The sequence below is a fragment of the Sodalis glossinidius str. 'morsitans' genome, from assembly GCF_000010085.1.
Lineage (GTDB): Bacteria > Pseudomonadota > Gammaproteobacteria > Enterobacterales > Enterobacteriaceae > Sodalis > Sodalis glossinidius.
Genome location: NC_007712.1, coordinates 3708430 through 3725887, shown reverse-complemented (window position 1 = coordinate 3725887; position 17458 = coordinate 3708430). Strand labels below are relative to the sequence as shown.

Here is a 17458-nt window from a genome sequence, read left to right as displayed (position 1 = left end):
GCAAGCTATGCTGGTGACGCGCAACGGGCGTCTCGTCAAGACTCTGGGATTGACGGATAACCTGCTGGAAGTGAACAACCTCGACACCGATCCCCTCATCCATCCCGATCGCATTCTAAATGGTACCGAATGAACGTCCACCCGTTCCTGGACAGAAAAGGGCCAACTGCGGGCAGCGACATTTATTTCCCGCTTTAGTCTGGCGGATAATGAAACGCTGACGATACCCAATGTCCCCCGCGCGACCCGAGTGCTTGAGGAAGATGTCACCGTGACAGAACTCAAGACGCATTACCATAACCGCTACTGGGTGGATGCGCGATCCGGTGCCGTGATAAAAACCGAACAATTTATCGGACCGGACTACTTCCCGATCGAAACCACCATCTTAAATCCCTATAAACCATGAAAAAACAACTCTTAGTCGCCGTGAGTTTATGTGCTGGTTTTATTGCGTCCGCCATGGCCGACAGCCGGGTGGCGATTCATTATCCTGGGCAATCCCAGGCGCTGGTGTTGCAAGGTGCCGCCAATCTGGAACAGCAGCAGGCGCAACAGCAGTTGCTGGCTCGATTAAGTGCTTTCAGCGCTGAACTGCGCGGCGATAATGACGGCGAACTGGCCGACTTGGTGGACAGGGTGCGCGCGCAGTTGGCCGCCATGCGGATAACCGGGCGGCAATTTGTGCCGCTGGATCCGGACTGGATACGTTTGCGTTCCGAGGCCAATCGCCGATTGAGCGGCGAATATAGCGTTTATACGTTATCCCGGCCCACCAGCATACAGGTGGTTGGCGTCACGACGCCTGCCGGCCCGCAGCCCTATCAGCCCGGTCGCGATGTCGCCGAATATCTGCAAACCCACCAGCGCTTTAGCGGCGCGGAAAAGAACGTGGTCTGAGTTATTCAGCCTGATGGCAAGACCGAGCAAGTGCCCGTGGCGTACTGGAATCACCGTCATGTGGAAGTGGCGCCGGGCAGCATCATCTACGTCGGGTTCTCTTCCTGGTCACTGCCAAGGGCCTACCGGGATGTAAATGAACAAATTGTCTCCTTACTGACTCACCGGATCCCCCCCTGACTGATGAATAAAAAATATCTTCTCAGTTTTATTGCACTATCGGTGGCCAGCGCCTGTCAGGCCGCTTCTTACCCCGCGCCGATAGGGCCGTCGCAAATGGATCAGGGTGGTGTGGGCCTGTTGCAAACGCCAACCGGGCGTATGGCGCGGGAAGGCGAGTTCAGCATGAACTATCGCGATAACGATCAGTACCGTTTCTACTCCCTGAACTTACAGCTGTTCCCTTGGCTGGAAAGCACCATCCGCTATACCGATGTGCGTACACTGCAATACAGCGGCGTGGAAAGTTTCAGCGGCGATCAGACCTATAAAGATAAGGGCATTGATTTCAAGCTGCGCGTGCTGTAGGAAAGCTACTGGCTGCCCGAATTGTCGGTGGGCGTACGTGACTTTGGCGGTACAGGTCTGTTTGACAGCGAATTCATCGCCGCCAGCAAGGCCTGGGGACCGTTCGATTTCAGTCTCGGCTTGGGATGGGCTATCTCGCAGCCGCGGTAACGTCACCAACCCGTTTTGTAAGGTCAAGGACAGCTATTGCTATCGCGATAACTCCAACCGCCAGGCCGATAACTTCAATACCGGCTCCTTTTTCCACGGGACTTCGGCCGTCTTTGGCGGCGTTGAATGCCAGACGCTGCGCCTGAAAGTCGAGTACGAAGGCAACAATTACCAGGATGATTTCGCCGGAACCCTCGATCAGAAATCACCCGTCAACGTCGGGGCGATTTACCGCGTCGCCGATTGGGAGGATGTTAACGTAAGCTACGAGCGAGGCAATACCTTCATGTTCGGTTTTACGCTGCGCACCAACTTCAACGATCTCAAACAGCAGCATATCGACGAGAAGAAACCGGATTACGCCCCGCATCCGCAATCGGAGATCCTGCAATATCAGGTCGTGGCGCAGCAGTTGACCGACATGCAGAGCAACGCTGGTTATTCGTCGCCGCATATCCAGTTTAAAGGTCATACCATGTATATGACCGGCCAACAGTATAAGTACCGCGATAGCGCGGAGGGCGCGCGCCACCCGCATTATGGTGAATAATCTGCCGGAAAATATCGATACGCTGAAAGTCACCGAAATGCGCGAAAATATGCCGATGGTGACGACCGAAACCAATGTGCATAGTCTGCAGGATACACTGGAAGGCTACCCGCTGGGCCATGAGCAGCCGTTGATTCAGCGCCGCGTCGAGCCTGACGTGCCGAAAACCGCTGAGCAAGGCTATTATATTGATCGCAGCCGGCTGCAGCTGAGTTGGTCGCCGGTGCTGAATCAATCCTTCGGCGGCCCGGAAAGCTTCTACATGTATCAGATTGGCGTGGAAGGCACGGCCAATTACTGGCTGACCAATCACTGGTCGTTGTCGGGTAGCCTGTTTGGCAATATCGTTAACAACTACGATAAATTTAACTACACCGAACCGCCGTCAGATTCCCATACCGTCCGCTGGACAGAAACTGGGCGTTGGGCGTTGACGGTAACTACGTCAAACAGCGCGATTGGAACAATATGATAAAGTTTACATATTATAAAGTCGCCACCGGTAATTTAACGGGCTATTGGCAGCCGACCTTCCTGAAGGGCGTTTTGGTCAAGGCGAGCGTCGGGCAATATTTGGCGAAGGACAAAGGGGTGACGTTTGACCTCTCGAAACGTTTCGACAGTGGTATCACCGCCGGTGCGTATGCGACCTTCACCAATGTTTCGAAAGAGGAATACGGTGAAGGTTCCTTTACTAAAGGCTTCTATCTCTCAATCCCGCTGGATGTCCTGACGGTCACGCCGAACTGGACCCGTGCGCAGTTCAACTGGACGCCGCTCACCCGCGACGACGGCCAGATGGTGGGACGCAAATACTACCTGTATGGCCTGACCGACGAACGGTCGCCTGCGGTAGAATAAGCGCGCTGGCGCGATTCACAATGCAGATGGCCTCCTCTGGGAGGCCTTTTTTTTCCGACAGACGGTCCTGAACGTGGTGTTTTTACCGCTGCGCGCGCCTACTGTTTATCGTAGCGGCCGCCGTGGCCCGCAGTGGTGCATGGCGCGCCGGATTGTGTTTACGACATGTCAATGAATGGAGGTTCTGGGCTACAATGAAATCTTTGAGTACGGGAGCGCGGACCCTATGCAGGATCAGGCCATAGTGGCGATACTTGACGGTATTCGCTGGCTCCAGGAGCCGCCGGTGTGGCCCGACGACGCCACGCGAAGCTGGCTGACCGAGCGCGGGTCGATGACTCAACGTCTTGAAAAGCACTGCGGGAAAATTCGCGTCCGGCGCTATCGTGAAGGGTTTGTCACCGCCTGCATCGAAGCGTGGGAGGCGGCGTTATTGCCGGATTGCGGGCGATTCTGGCTCCGGGAGGTGGTGCTGTATGGTCATGACCGTCCTTGGTTGACCGCGCGCACGTTGGTGCCCGCCGCCGCGGAGGCGGGGCCGGCGCAGCAGGTGCTGAGCCTGGGGGATGTGCCGCTGGGGCAATGGCTGTTCCGCCACCGTCCGCCGGCGCGCGACGTTATCCAATTCGGCCGGGTTGGCACGTTATGGGCGCGACGCGCCCGCCTGCGGCTTACCGAGGGGCAACCGTTGCTGCTGACGGAAGCGTTTTTACCCGACTGCCCGCTGTATATTAGCGGCGGCGATGCGCCACAACAGTAAAGGAGAATTCCGTTGGATCACAGTCTGACACAGGATAGATGGCAGGCATGGTGCCGTTTGATGCGAATCGATAAGCCTATCGGTTCGCTGCTGCTGCTGTGGCCGACGCTATGGGCTTTGTGGCTGGCGGGTATGGCTATACCTGCGCTGGGAACGTTAACGGTGTTCATTCTGGGTGTCTTCTTCATGCGCGCCGCCGGCTGCGTGATAAACGATTATGCGGATCGAAAAATAGATGGTCATGTTAAACGCACCCGCGCCCGCCCGTTGCCCAGCGGCGCGATAGGTGAAAAAGAAGCCAAACTGTTGTTCGGCGCGCTGGTGGGGATCTCTTTTGCGCTGGTGTTGACGCTAAATAGTATGACCATCGCGTTGTCGACGGTGGCGCTGGCGTTAGCCTGGGTTTACCCCTTCATGAAGCGGTATACGCATTTGCCGCAGCTGGTGCTTGGTGCGGCGTTCGGCTGGTCGATACCGATGGTGTTTACCGCAGTAAGTGAGTCTTTACCTTTAAGCTGTTGGTTGTTGTTCCTGGCGAATATTACCTGGACGGTGGCTTACGACACCCAATATGCCATGGTGGATCGGGATGATGATCTGCGCATCGGCGTCAAATCCACCGCCATCCTGTTTGGGCGTTTCGATAAGCTTATCATTGGGTTGCTGCAATTGGCGACGCTGCTGCTGCTAGGCGTTATCGGCTGGCAGCTCGGGCTTGGCAGGATCTACTATCTGGCGCTGGCGGGCGCGGCGGGGTTGTTCCTCTGGCAACAAAAGCTTATCGTCGACCGCGAACGGGAGGCCTGCTTCCGGGCGTTTTTAAATAATAACCTCGTCGGGATGCTGATTTTTGTCGGCATTTTGCTGAGCTTACTGTCCTATTGACCCCTGTCTCAAACGCGTTTCAGCGCGTTAGCGCGGCGTTTGCACCAATGCGTCTTCCGGCAGATGTCGCCGGTGCGTATAAAGTAACGCCGGCGGTGAACGGCGCCGGCGAAAGTGTTTACTAAGGCGGCGCGCGATGCTATAGCCGCGGGGCGTAAAGGGCAGCGTAGCCGCTAGTCCGCCGGCAGTGCCGCACTCGCCGGTCCGTGTGCCAGTAAGCTGGCGCTTTCGATGGTGCCAAGCACGTCGGGAGTAATCAATTCACTGAGAATGTCGCACATCTCACTGACCTTTTCGTCAATCGCATCGCCGGTATCGCTGATATATTCCTCGGCGCGCAGCGTCGCCACCAGCGTTGAAAACACCGCTTTATCAAAAAATTCCGGCGCGTTGATGCCGTGCAATACCGATAGCCGCTGAGCCATAATGCGGCTCTCTTTTTCCAGCGTTCCGCGGTTAAGCTGCGGATTGGCGCGTAATAACGAAAAGGTAATGGCATACCGCTGCAGCGTCTCTCTGACACTTGCGGCCAACAGTTGCAGAACATGCAGACGCGTTTGCGCCGGATATAGCCGCGTTTCCTGCGCGTCCACCAGTCCCTGACGCGCCAGTTCGGCGATGAGGCTGTCGATAACCGGCGATAACTCTTGCTTGCTATACCGCATAAACAGCTCCGCTTTTAACAGCGGATAAAGGAGAGTGATCCGCTGCTGCAACTGAGCACGTTCGATCCCCGGATGGCCGCAAATGATACTTGCCACCAGCGACGGCAGAATCAAGAGATGCTGAATATTGTTGCGGTAATAGGTCATCAGTACGGCCTGATCGCGCGACAAGCAGATGATATCGCCGATGGTGTCATGCTCGACGGTGAATTTGTTCATCGCCAGCGCATGGGCTAACAACGCCTCCGGCGTCAGATCGGGCACCGTGATGTCCGGCGCATAGGGCACATTGCGCAGTAGCTCAAAATAGCAGGCCAGCTGCGCCAGCAAATGCGGGCGGGTAAGCGAGCGCTGGCGCGAGGCCAGCAGCACACTGGAGCACAAATTGATGGCGTTGGCTGCAGCGGCGTTGTTAATCCGCACCATAAGGGTGGCGGCAATCTCATCCACCGCCGGCGCCAGCCAGCTGGGGCGCTGGGCTTCTATCGGGTCGATGGAATCACGCCACTGCGGCACTTGCTGCGACAGCCAGGTCGCCAGGGGCAGGGGGTCGCCAAAGTTGACATAACCCTGGCCGAGATTGCGCAGCTTGCGCAATCCACGCATCATTTGCCAAAGCCCCTCTTTCTCTTTGGCCGCGCCGCGCAATTCTTTGGCATACGTCGCCACTTCCATCACATGTTCATAGCCGACGTAAATCGGCACCAGCGTAATAGGGCGATTGCCGCCGCGCAACATGGCCTGGATGGTCATGGTCAGCGTGCCGGTTTTCGGCTCCAGCAGCCGTCCGGTACGGGAACGGCCGCCTTCGACGAAATATTCCACTGAATAGCCGCGGGTGAATAACTCGCCCAGGTATTCGCGGAAAATCGTGGAATAAAGCTTGTTGCCTTTGAACGTGCGGCGAATAAAAAATGCACCCAGACGGCGGAAAATCGGCCCTGCCGGCCAGAAATTGAGGTTAATGCCGGCGGCGATATGTGGTGGCACCAGCCCCTGATGGTAAAGCACATAGGAAAGCAGCAGATAATCCATATGGCTGCGGTGGCAAGGCACATAGACGATCTCATGGCCCTCTTCGGCCAGCTGACGCACCCGTTCGGCGTTGCGTACGTGCAGCCCTTGATACAGCCTGTTCCAGGTCCAGCTCAGAACCCGGTCGGAGAGGCGGATCGCTTCATACGAGAAGTCGGCGGCGATTTCTTCCATAAGTTCAATCGCGTTCTGTTGCGCCTTTTCTACCGAGATTTTCTTGCTGCGCGCCTCATCCTCCACCGCTTTTTCAATGGCTTTAGACGCCAGCAGCTTATTGAACAAATCCTGGCGCACCGGTAGGCGCGGCCCCGCCGCCACTAGCCGCTGCCGGGCGAAGTGAATGCGCGCCACCCGGGCCAGTTTCTGGGCGATAGACTTGTCGGTGCCGTGCTCGGTGGCCATATAGCGCAACGACAGCGGCCGCGAAAAACGCACGAAACTGTCGCGCCCGAGCCACAGCACCGCGAAGAACTTTTCGATACCGTTCAGCAAGCGCAACTGCGGCGCCGGCTGGGAGGTTTGCGACTCCCTGCCGGGCGAACGGCCAAACATGACCGATACCGGCACCAACTGTACATCCAGCGCAGGATTGGAGCGGTGCAAATCGAGATAGTTATGAAACAGCGAAACGGACTGTGACTTTTCCGCGTACCACGTCAGCACGCGCGGGCCGTCATGAATAAATACATAACGCGGCAGGGTGACGCCGTCGATATCAAGCGGCGTCAGCGGGTCGGGCAAACCCTGTTTCAGGCATTGCATACGCAGGGTGAGCAGGTCCGCTTTGGAGTTATAGGGCAGCATATACATCATGGGCTGCCGGGGATCGAGGCCGGCTTCAGCGCGCGGATCGGCCGGAATAACTTTACTTCTTACCAGCAACTTTAGCGGTAAATCCAACAACGTATAATAAATTCTACGCCAACCTGACATATCTCTGTGAAGCCTCTTGTTAGCAATACGATGCAAGCATACCAGAAACCGCACGGCGGATCTGTGGCGGCGCCACTGTCCGGGGCCACAGCGGCGGCCGCTGCAGTATCGCGCGCAAAAATGATGCCCGCTGGGTTCGAGTTTTCTGATACTTGCCGGTAATCTGCCGGCGGCGGTGAATAATCCAGGGGCATCTGACCACGGCGTAAACGTTGCCACCTCCCGTGCTTGGGTGCCCCGTTGCCAGAAACGCAACGGCAAGGGGCCTATATTATCGTGAATGACACCCTATTTCGCGCGTTTTCGGTTTTCAATTGGCAATGACCTGTATATACTCTCAGAAAAACTGTATAAACAAACAGGGGGCGGAATGAAAGCGCTAACCACCAGACAAAAAGAGGTTTTTGACCTGATCCGCGACCATATCACGCAGACCGGCATGCCCCCCACGCGTGCCGAGATTGCGTCGCGTCTGGGGTTTCGTTCGCCCAATGCGGCGGAAGAGCATTTGAAAGCGCTGGCGCGCAAGGGCGCCATTGAAATTGTCTCCGGCGCGTCGCGCGGCATTCGGCTGATGATAGAAGAAGAAAGCGGTTTGCCGCTGATTGGGCGCGTGGCCGCCGGCGAGCCTTTGCTGGCAACGCAGCACATTGAAAGCCACTATCAGGTGGATCCCGCCCTGTTTAAGCCCCATGCTGACTTCCTGCTGCGGGTAAGCGGCATGTCGATGAAGGATATCGGCATCATGGACGGTGATCTGCTGGCGGTACATAAAACGCAGGATGCCTGCAATGGCCAGGTTGTTGTGGCGCGCATTGATGATGATGTTACCGTTAAGCGGTTGAAACGCCAGGGTAACATTGTTGAACTATTACCGGAAAACAGTGAGTTTGACCCGATCGTGGTGGACCTGCGGCAGCAAGAGCTGACTATTGAAGGGCTGGCGGTTGGCGTGATACGCAACGGCAACTGGCTTTAATCCGAGCACTGCGGGGGGAGCGTAACGCTGTCCCCGCTTGCGTGTTGCCTTATATTCCCTTCCCTTCATCCTCCACGCCTACAGCCTTAATCCTTTTGATGCTGAAACAGGCGCCGTCGGGTTTATATGCGTCCATTTGGTGTGAGTACTTCCTAACCTTATCCTGCTTGCTGCTGTATCCTTTGTTACAACGTGTTGACCCCGCCAGGTTTTCAGGGCGTTCAGACACATTTGTTTACAGACTTACTGGTCAACTGACCGCTGATTTCTCTCTGTTTTCACAGGCGTTATTTCGATATCTCTGCTCACAGAGGCCATTTGCGATGGAATCGTCTGATAAAAGCTACGTTAACCAAATCCACTGCTATAATTTTTATAAACCATAGCTAATACCCTTTTCGCACGGTTTGGCTGAATCTGCGGATTCAGGCTAGGGCACAAGGTAATTCATAAACTACCCTACAAAGGAGTTATAACATGAATAAAGACGAAGCCAGCGGCAATTGAAAACAGTTTAAAGGTAAAATCAAAGAACAATGGGGTAAGCTCACCGATGATAATTTGACCGTTGTGGAAGGGAAACGCGATCAATTAGTCGGCAAGATACAGGAACGTTATGGTTACGGCAAAGGAGCTGCCGAAACAGAAGTAAAAGATTGGGAAACCCGCAACAAATACCGATGGTAAGCGGTTTCCAGCAACAAAGGTAGAGTGAGTTAATGCCATGTCTACCGAGATGTTCCTACCCAAAGGTACAGGGATGTACCAACTTTTTTATCGCAAGGTATGACCCATCTTCCCCGGGCGTTTCATTGACCAAATTTCAATCCTCTGCCAATCATCAGGTGGCTGCCGCATTGGTACGGTACGTCTGCTGTATTTTCTCTGTGGCGAAGTGTCCGTAAGTGAAAATAAGACAAGTCAGATACCCACAGGTAAAATATTGCTTTCAATACACTGCATGAGCCTAATTTTAACCCCAAAATATCCCTCTCCTGCAACGCTCATCAAGATGGTTTTCGCACCTATCGCTACTCTGAGTCTAGGATTTCATTGCTCCATTCTGCGCCATGAAACGCTTTATTTCCCCTTAAAGCATCTTACCCGCAAAATGTCCTTTGGCGCTTAATTCCACAGGCTCAACGCTAAGTATAGGGAAGACGTGGTGTCTCACTTTTTCGTCGCTGACAACGTTATCTGGCCGTTATCGCTAATTCACCTCATGCCAAGCCACTCTTGTGGTTAACGTTAAGGACTCTCCCGTATTGAGCATGACCTCTTTATTGTCGTGGTAAACCGTTGTCTGATAGATGGCGTTAGTGGCAATTTTTAGTGTTTTGTCTACGTCGGTCAATGAAGGAACAAAAACTTTGGGGTGCCCAGCCACCATTAACCATTTTTATCGATATGTGATCATGTTTTTTCAATGCGGCACGTAATGATGCTTCCGTGATGGCTTTACCATTATTTATGGACAGAAAATAAGCGTTTTTTCGCCCAAATAGTCAATCATGTCCTGCCGTAACGCCTCTATACGCTGCCACGTTTCCTCATCATAAATTTTATCAATATTATAATGACTTTGCCCTTGTTGGGTAGCGTTCCCGTCAGGCATATCATCAACATATTTTTTGTTCATTAACATTGATGCTTCGGCAAGCAGATCCTGGCTTTCACTTGCTTCTATCTCCTTGAGTTCTTTGACCAATACCGATAAGGGTGGCAGCTTAATAACCTGGTTATATTCAGCAAGTTTCTTATTGTCATAAAAATCTCATGCTTCAAACACCATTTCATCCTGGCTCGTTTTTATCAACCAGCCGGTACCCGATGATTTAACGCCATTTTCTCTTCTGGTCAAGCTGGGAATTTCAACCAGCGTGCGGCTTTGTTGAATAAATCAGAACTTGTGACTACGCCTCCCTAGCAGATCGATTGTTATGCGATCCGGATGCTGTTCGGCATTCCTAACAGCGTCATTTTGTTAAGCGCTTTGACCATCGCCATTGCCTCACCTACCTGCGCATCATAGCCATACAGACTTAGATGATCGTCCATAAGCGTTTTGAACCGGAATATAGCTGTTTTAGCCACTGAGCGTCGATGATAGCCCACTTGCTTTTTCCATACATCGTTACTGCCGCTTAGACGCTGATTCGCAACGGTGTAGTTACGCTCATGGTATCGGTCTGGCCAATATTGCGCCCCACCTCGTGGAGGAATAAGAGGCCTTATTTTCTTCCTCAGCAGAGCATCATGACAGTAGCGGGTATCGTAAGCGCCATCAGCCAACACTTCCCTGATTTTCCGCAGGGTTTGGTTTATCAGAGCTGGTAGGGCCTGAGTATCCGTCGTACCGCTGAGCGATAAGTAGCACAGATAATCTCATGCGTTACACTGTCTGCGGCCATATGCAGCTTACGCGACACCCTCCGTCTGTCGGCACCATGCTGTCGGACTTTCCATTCGCCTTCGCCAAAGACCTTCAGGCCGGTTCCGTCAATGACTAGAGGTGAGATTTCACCACGGGTCGGCGTTTTTATGCTGATCTTAACTGTCTTTGCTCGCTTGCTGATCAGCGAGTAGTCTGGGCATCTTAGCGGCAGCACCATCAGTTTAAAAATGGTGTCAACGAAGCCCTGTAAAGCGCTTAACGAAAGGCCAAACACGCGTTTCATCATCAGAACAGTGGTGATAGCCATATCTGCGTAGTGAAGCGACCGGCCACGCCGTTCAGGCGTTGTTTTTTCCGTCCATGCAACAATTGCCGACTCATCCAGCCATATCGTCAGAGCCCCGCGCTGCTTGAGAGCTTTGTTGTAAGTGGACCAGTTGGTTATTTTAAACTTTTGCTTTGCCATGGAGTGCAGATGTTGAAATGACGGTAGTGATCTGAGCAGACGATCACCTAAAAGTTATAGTTTATTCAACAAAGCCCTTTATGCCCGTCTATACAGCGCTTGAGCGAGCTTTAGTCGTGGTTTTTGTGTCTTCGTGGTAATATAGATTGAGAAACCGCAACCGGGGAGCATCATGAAAACAACGACTGAAAACCCTCTTCTCAGCCAGGCCGAAGAATTGTGCGAGCAGCGCAATGTCCGTCTGACGCCGCAACGGCTGGAAGTCCTGCGGCTGATGTCTCAACAAAATGGTGCGATAAGTGCTTATGATTTGCTGGATTTATTGCGTCAATCTGAACCGCAGGCAAAACCCCCGACCGTTTACCGTGCGCTGGATTTTTTACTTGAGCAAGGTTTTGTTCATCGCGTCGAGTCCACCAACAGCTTTGTACTGTGCCATCATTTCGCGGAACCATCCCATGCTTCCGCTTTCTTTATCTGCGACCGCTGTGGTCAGGTGACAGAGCAGACCACGCAGGGGATAGACGAAATTTTACAGCGTATGGCGGCGGCGGCCGGTTTTACTCTCTCCTATAACGTGGTAGAGGCGCATGGCTTTTGTCCACAATGTAGTGAGGTGCAGGCATGTCAACATCCTGACGCCTGTGAACATGACCACAGCGTGGCAATAAAAAAACGCTAGCATCCTCTTGCCGAATTTCTCTTTCCTGTAAAACAGCATGGCTATCCGGGCCATTAGGCTGCTCAATAGCCCGCAAAATGACACAAACTTGTTGCGCATGAATCCTGAGTGGCCGTCTCTTTGACCACGGTGCTTTATCATCGGTTCCAGGCTCTGCCAGCTCTGCTCAATCCAGTGCTTATATTTCCGATGGTAAGTATATAGCTAAAAAAGGGTTAACGCCAGATAAAGTAATTTGGGAAAATGAAACCCTCTAATACTAATCTATTGACGGCTTGTCTTGGCGGCAATTGATTCCTTAACAAGCAAAGTCATCTGCGTTGATTTCACGGGGTTATCTCCGACGTTTGCCATAATGAACCTAAAGAGTGTATTTACAACACAGGTGACAGGTCGCCCCCTATCAGCCGTACTGCGGCGTAATCTACTTTATTCAATCCTGCATCACAAAACAGACTGTTGAAACAACAAGCGATAAAACCGTTATATTTATAATCCATGGCATTCATATTAATGTTAATGCATGACTGTAAGTTCCACTCGACATTAGTTGAAAATCGGCAATCGTAAAGGAGCGAAAAAATGATTATTGGAGTCATCAGTGACATTCATCATGACGGTCAACACGAGAATGACGTGTTAACCACATCATTAAACAATATGGTGAAGAATGGCGCCACAGCATTGATTATGGCAGGGGATATCAGGGATGTGCATGCTAAAAGAGATAAAGCACTATCGATCATAACATGTTGTTTTACAGCATAATTCCATGATGCTTATGTTGGGGAATCACGATGTACGAACAGGTGCCGGAGAAGGTTTTTCTTTAGACCCGGATTTGGTTAACTTATATCATGACTATTTGGATAAATTCGGCATCAAGTATTATGATAATACTATGTGTATTGATGCTTGGTTTAATGACTATCACGTCTTGTGTTTGAATACCGATCTCGGCCTTAAAGACATGATGCATTTGAATGATGATTCAGTAAAATGGTTGAAGGAAAAACTGGCTGAAAACAGCTATATCCATAAACCCATTTTTATAGTCACGCACCAAGCTTTTAACGATTCGCATTGGCGAGCGGGCCTATATGGCGGTTTTGGCGATCAAGATGGAATGTTAAAGAAATTGTTTAGCGATTATCCGCAAATTGTCATGCTTAACGGTCATATACACAATGGCTTTAGCGTGATTGAATTTATTCAACGGCCTTATGGCAAGCTAAGGCTTTGTTGAATAAATATAACTTTTAGGTGATCGTCTGCTCAGATCACTACCGTCATTTCAACATCTGCACTCCATGGCAAAGCAAAAGTTTAAAATAACCAACTGGTCCACTTACAACAAAGCTCTCAAGCAGCGCGGGGCTCTGACGATATGGCTGTTGTTGCATGGACGGAAAAAACAACGCCTGAACGGCGTGGCCGGTCGCTTCACTACGCAGATATGGCTATCACCACTGTTCTGATGATGAAACACGTGTTTGGCCTTTCGTTAAGGGCTTTACAAGGCTTCGTTGACGCCATTTTTAAACTGATGGTGCTGCTGCTAAGATGCCCAGACTACTCGCTGATCAGTACGACGGATGCTCAGGCCCTACCAGCTCTGATAAACCAGACCAGCGGAAAATCAGGGAAGCGTTGGCTGATGGCGCTTACGATACCCGCTACTGTCATGATGCTCTGCTGAGGAAGAAAATAAGGCCTCTTATTTCTCCACGAGGTGGGGCACAATATTGGCCAGACCGATACCATGAGCGTAACTACGCCGTTGCGAATCAGCGTCTAAGCGGCAGTAACGATGTATGGAAAAAGCAAGTGGGCTATCATCGACGCTCAGTGGCTAAAACAGCTATATTCCGGTTCAAAACGCTTAACAAAATGACGCTGTTAGGAATGCCGAACAGCATCCGGATCGCATAACAATCGATCTGCTAGGGGGGCATAGTCACAAGTTCTGATTTATTCAACAAAGCCGCATAAAGATCATCGGTAACGCTTTCAGCAATCTTCAGAATATAATAAATAATCTGTTTATTATCGGCGTTCGTTTTTCGCTTTATATTAATCTTATGTGACGACAGCGTTTTATCCTTAATATTCAGGTGCGCGCAGATGGCTTTCGTGTTCTCGCCAGCCATCCACATGGCCAAGATTTGTCTTTCAGTCTTGCTGAACCGCAGCGGTGCACATCGTTTTACCGTAGGGGCAAGAGGATACTTTTCTTGACCGGAAAAATGGCGCAGCAGTTTACTAAAATCATCAACGGCAAGAAACTTGGAGGTTACGATAACATTACTCTTGATGGGGATAATCGCTTTATAGACAATGTTCTCGTTACCGATGAAAATGATGAAAAACGTGCGCGGCAGCCGTTCGATTAATGCCTTGAGAATACGATCATTATCCTGCATATGCATATACCGCTGACTGATAATGACAATGTCAGGCGTTAATTTTTGGCATAGCATATCTAATTTCAAAACATCATTGAGAGTATAGATATTTTCTCCCAAATCACCTTCATTTAATAATGATCGCATGGCGCTACGGGTAAAAACACAATGATCAAGGATAAAGGCTGTCATAATGCTCAGTCTGGTAACTTTTTCACCATCGGGAAAAAGAGATTATTAGTTGGCTACCATGTCAGACTACTCGTCAGTGCGCGTTGTCATCAATATCGAAAGCGCGCAAAGCGGTGGCGATGATATGAATCGGCCGTTATTAGCAGTCAAAAGTCCTCACAGTGTTGCAAATAGGGTTTCACAATTGACGCATTGGATGGGGTTCTTTGCCCTAGACAACATCGACATGCATTTTCAATGCCCAGCTTTCTTTTGATAGAACAGACTTAGCATTTTGTAAATCCGTCCATTGGGTATTGGGACGCCATGTAAGCAATTTGGGACAAAATGATCTCATCAGCCCCCTGGCCATGGTTAGCCGAAGTTGATGTATACATGCCTTGACCGCGTGATTCCGTAGGGGGGCAGCAACGGTGATAAGGGATGCAGGGCGGCTGTATTACTGACGCTTTGGCCTTACAGGCACTGGATCAAAGTAAACTTTCCCGGGTGAAAAAAGGGAGCATCCGGTTAGCGTGGGTACATATCAGCGTGAGTCGTCAATGATAACTGTTCTAAAAAGACATCCTCTGCAAAGCCATTTCCTTAGCATTGGGTTTTAGGCTCACTGGCCGCAGGTTATCGCCCGTGTCCGTTTTAATACCCATGCATGAGTACAGGTATGAATAAAGGGCGCCGAATGCCTTTCCGCTACATTACACATTAACTGATATCGTTGCCTGACCGAGGCGGGCGCTATGATACCGCGGTGCACTGGCGCCGGGAACTGAGGGCTGTCGTACCCGGAGTGAGCAGCTTAACCGGCGTGAACAATCACTTCATTTCACATCGAGCGCACCGGCGCGCTGCCTGTTTGGCAAAGAGCGTGGCTCATACGGGGCAGTCTTTGCCGCGATTTGAGTCTGCATCCCTATTTGGTAAAGGTTCACCCTCCAGCGGGGACTAAACCCCGGCGATCGCTTTTCTGTGTTAGAATCTAGCGGAAGTTTCCCTGCCGGTGCCCTCTTTCACTGTGCTGAACGGGGATTTAGTTGCTTGAACAGACGTGAAACTATCAGCCATGCTTGAAAACCGCTTTCAACAGAACAGCCAGCCGTCCACTTTAATCTCGGCAGGGCCTATAACGCTTGCACCAGGCCGATTCAGCGTTGCACCTATGCTGGATTGGACCGATAGTCATTGCCGTTTTTTTCTGCGCCAGCTAAGTCGCCGCGCGCTGTTGTACACGGAAATGGTGACCACCGGAGCTTTATTGTTTGGCAAAGGCGATTATTTGGCCTACCACGACGCGGAACACCCCCTGGCGCTGCAACTGGGCGGTAGCGAACCTGATGCGCTGGCGCGTTGTGCCAAGTTGGCACAAGAGCGAGGCTATGATGAAATCAACCTCAATGTAGGCTGCCCCTCCGATCGGGTGCAGAACGGTCGTTTCGGCGCTTGCCTGATGGCTGAAAAGGACCGGGTGGCGGCCTGTATTGCCGCTATGCGCGAGGCGGTGACGCTGCCGATTACGGTTAAAACCCGCATCGGTATTGACGAGCAGGACAGCTACGCGTTTTTGTGTGAATTTATCGATACCGTCGCCACGCACGGCGGATGCGAAACATTCATAATTCACGCCCGTAAGGCATGGCTCAATGGCCTGAGCCCCAAAGAGAACCGCGAAATTCCGCCGCTGGATTATGATCGCGTGTATCAGCTGAAACGGGATTTTCCCGCGCTCCGATTGATGCTTAATGGCGGGATTAAAACGCTGCACGACGCACGGGAACATTTGCAAAAGCTTGATGGTGTGATGATGGGGCGGGAAGCCTACCAAAACCCGGGCATCCTGGCGCGGGTCGACAGTGAACTGTTTGGCGATGCCGATACGTTGCCGAATCAGGCGGCAGTGATTGATGTGATGTTGCCTTATATCGAGCGCGAGCTGTCCCAAGGCGCAGCGCTGGGTCACATTACCCGTCACATGCTTGGACTGTTTCAGGGAATGCCGGGCGCCCGGCAGTGGCGCCGCTATTTGAGCGAGCACGCTCACCGACCTGGCGCAGGTATCGATGTGGTTATTAAAGCGCTATCTTGCATCCAGCATTAATAACTGGCTTAGCGGTTTCAGAAATTTTTGCGGCACATAACGGTCAAAACCGGTGTGCCTACTGTATTCGCTGAACTGCCGTAAACAGTGTACGCCCGCTTTCTGATAAATACCTTGGAGCTTGTTCTCCACTGTGCGGTGCGACAGGCCAAGATGACGGCCAATGACTTTGCTGCTCATGTTTTGCAGAACAAAAAAAATGACGTCCAATTCCCCTTCGGTAAAGATCGGTTCCGGCGGATAAAACAGAAAATAGCCGGGGCTTTTACCGCATAGCTGCTTCTGCAGCGAGACGTCCTCGACTTTGCGCGCATGGAAAATGGAGCCGATACACTCTCGGCTAATCTGGTGATAAAGTGGATATTTATCAAAAAAATAAGGTTGAATAAGCTTTTCCCGGCCGTAACAGTGAATTTCGATGGAACAGAGGCGATCCTGTTGCTTGATAGTGCAGCGGTCGTGGAGTTGAAAATGTGAGGCAAAATCCGCCACCGGTGACGGTAATTCATGATCGAAACGACCAGGAATGGTGAAGAGTGCTGGGTTAATATTCAGCAGATCGTAATAAGCATGGTTGGCATAAAGATAGCGCGAATCAAGATCCTTGACGCCCCAGGGCTCACGGGAAGATTCCCATAGCATTAGCAGCTGCGGTGCTATGACGCTATCTTGAGTATCGCGAGATAGGCAATCGCTGTTCATATAAAGTCCTTTTTGCAAATACCGCATGTCCATTCTATTTTTTACCGCAAATGTTATTTCTGATCCAGCCTGATTTCATGTCAATTTATGTTTAATAGCGTGAAAATATTGCCCAAACTTCTCATTGTGTAATATTACCTCGGCTTAGGTTATTAGTTATTAATGAGGTGATAAATAATTGGTTTTACTACCTGCATTCCACCTTCTTTCGATTATTTATGCGCCGGTAAGTAATATTCCAATAACCAAAAATTGGCAATGTGGATTAAATACTTTAT

Annotated in this window: 12 protein-coding genes and 5 pseudogenes; 12 read left to right on the top strand and 5 right to left on the bottom strand. The window is 51.3% G+C overall.

The annotated features are described in order from the left end of the window. Nucleotides 1-7: 7 nt before the first annotated feature. The 5 genes and pseudogenes from SGP1_RS34495 (at nucleotide 8) to ubiA (ending at nucleotide 4634) form a co-directional block, all read left to right on the top strand. Nucleotides 8-409, top strand: a pseudogene (locus SGP1_RS34495) (YjbF family lipoprotein). After that, nucleotides 406-1080 (top strand): annotated as a pseudogene (locus tag SGP1_RS19780) (capsule biosynthesis GfcC family protein). Before SGP1_RS34495 ends, SGP1_RS19780 begins: the two co-directional pseudogenes overlap by 4 nt. A 3-nt stretch (nucleotides 1081-1083) precedes the next feature. Continuing rightward, nucleotides 1084-2989: pseudogene (locus SGP1_RS19775) on the top strand (YjbH domain-containing protein). Nucleotides 2990-3215: 226 nt separating this feature from the next. Next, nucleotides 3216-3749 (top strand): chorismate lyase, encoded by a 534-nt coding sequence (ubiC, locus tag SGP1_RS19770; RefSeq protein WP_011411956.1) that lies wholly within the window; start codon nucleotides 3216-3218, stop codon nucleotides 3747-3749. A 60-nt stretch (nucleotides 3750-3809) separates the two neighbouring features. Then, on the top strand, nucleotides 3810-4634 hold the full coding sequence (gene ubiA, locus SGP1_RS19765; protein ID WP_424141182.1) for a 4-hydroxybenzoate octaprenyltransferase: 825 nt from the start codon (nucleotides 3810-3812) through the stop codon (nucleotides 4632-4634). Between the two features lie 173 nt (nucleotides 4635-4807). Here the strand turns inward: ubiA and plsB are convergent, their stop codons facing one another. Beyond that, the gene (gene plsB, locus SGP1_RS19760; protein ID WP_011411954.1) at nucleotides 4808-7267 is read right to left on the bottom strand and encodes a glycerol-3-phosphate 1-O-acyltransferase PlsB; all 2460 of its coding nucleotides are present in this window, start codon (nucleotides 7265-7267) and stop codon (nucleotides 4808-4810) included. A gap of 370 nt (nucleotides 7268-7637) precedes the next feature. Here plsB and lexA point away from each other — a divergent pair, with 370 nt between their 5' ends. Both lexA and SGP1_RS28410 read left to right on the top strand, forming a co-directional pair. After that, entirely contained in the window at nucleotides 7638-8246 is a 609-nt protein-coding gene (gene lexA / locus SGP1_RS19755; protein WP_011411953.1) for a transcriptional repressor LexA, read from the top strand. A gap of 525 nt (nucleotides 8247-8771) precedes the next feature. Then, on the top strand, nucleotides 8772-8933 hold the full coding sequence (locus tag SGP1_RS28410; RefSeq protein WP_243466311.1) for a CsbD family protein: 162 nt from the start codon (nucleotides 8772-8774) through the stop codon (nucleotides 8931-8933). Nucleotides 8934-9714: 781 nt separating this feature from the next. Here SGP1_RS28410 and SGP1_RS19750 read toward each other — a convergent pair. Next, a complete protein-coding gene (locus SGP1_RS19750) occupies nucleotides 9715-9954 on the bottom strand; it encodes a hypothetical protein (RefSeq protein ID WP_041867238.1) in 240 nt (79 codons plus the stop codon). A 230-nt stretch (nucleotides 9955-10184) separates the two neighbouring features. Beyond that, nucleotides 10185-11107: pseudogene (locus tag SGP1_RS28405) on the bottom strand (IS5 family transposase). 172 nt (nucleotides 11108-11279) lie between these two features. Between SGP1_RS28405 and zur the strand changes: the two are divergent. The 4 genes and pseudogenes from zur (at nucleotide 11280) to SGP1_RS28400 (ending at nucleotide 13721) form a co-directional block, all read left to right on the top strand. After that, complete coding sequence (zur, locus tag SGP1_RS19735; protein WP_011411951.1) at nucleotides 11280-11789, top strand: zinc uptake transcriptional repressor Zur; 510 nt, start codon at nucleotides 11280-11282, stop codon at nucleotides 11787-11789. 582 nt (nucleotides 11790-12371) lie between these two features. Next, a complete protein-coding gene (locus SGP1_RS19730; protein ID WP_041867236.1) occupies nucleotides 12372-12557 on the top strand; it encodes a hypothetical protein in 186 nt (61 codons plus the stop codon). 4 nt (nucleotides 12558-12561) lie between these two features. Continuing rightward, complete coding sequence (locus tag SGP1_RS19725; protein ID WP_011411950.1) at nucleotides 12562-13035, top strand: metallophosphoesterase family protein; 474 nt, start codon at nucleotides 12562-12564, stop codon at nucleotides 13033-13035. Nucleotides 13036-13099: 64 nt separating this feature from the next. After that, a pseudogene (locus tag SGP1_RS28400) lies at nucleotides 13100-13721 on the top strand (transposase). A gap of 11 nt (nucleotides 13722-13732) precedes the next feature. On the opposite strand, the gene rcsA reads toward SGP1_RS28400, so the two are convergent. Beyond that, entirely contained in the window at nucleotides 13733-14386 is a 654-nt protein-coding gene (gene rcsA, locus SGP1_RS19715; RefSeq protein WP_011411949.1) for a transcriptional regulator RcsA, read from the bottom strand. A 1060-nt stretch (nucleotides 14387-15446) separates the two neighbouring features. Here rcsA and dusA point away from each other — a divergent pair. Then, on the top strand, nucleotides 15447-16478 hold the full coding sequence (gene dusA / locus SGP1_RS19710) for a tRNA dihydrouridine(20/20a) synthase DusA (RefSeq protein WP_011411948.1): 1032 nt from the start codon (nucleotides 15447-15449) through the stop codon (nucleotides 16476-16478). On the opposite strand, the gene SGP1_RS19705 is transcribed toward dusA, so the two are convergent. Next, entirely contained in the window at nucleotides 16458-17180 is a 723-nt protein-coding gene (locus SGP1_RS19705; protein ID WP_011411947.1) for a helix-turn-helix transcriptional regulator, read from the bottom strand. The genes dusA and SGP1_RS19705 overlap by 21 nt on opposite strands. Nucleotides 17181-17458: the final 278 nt, after the last annotated feature.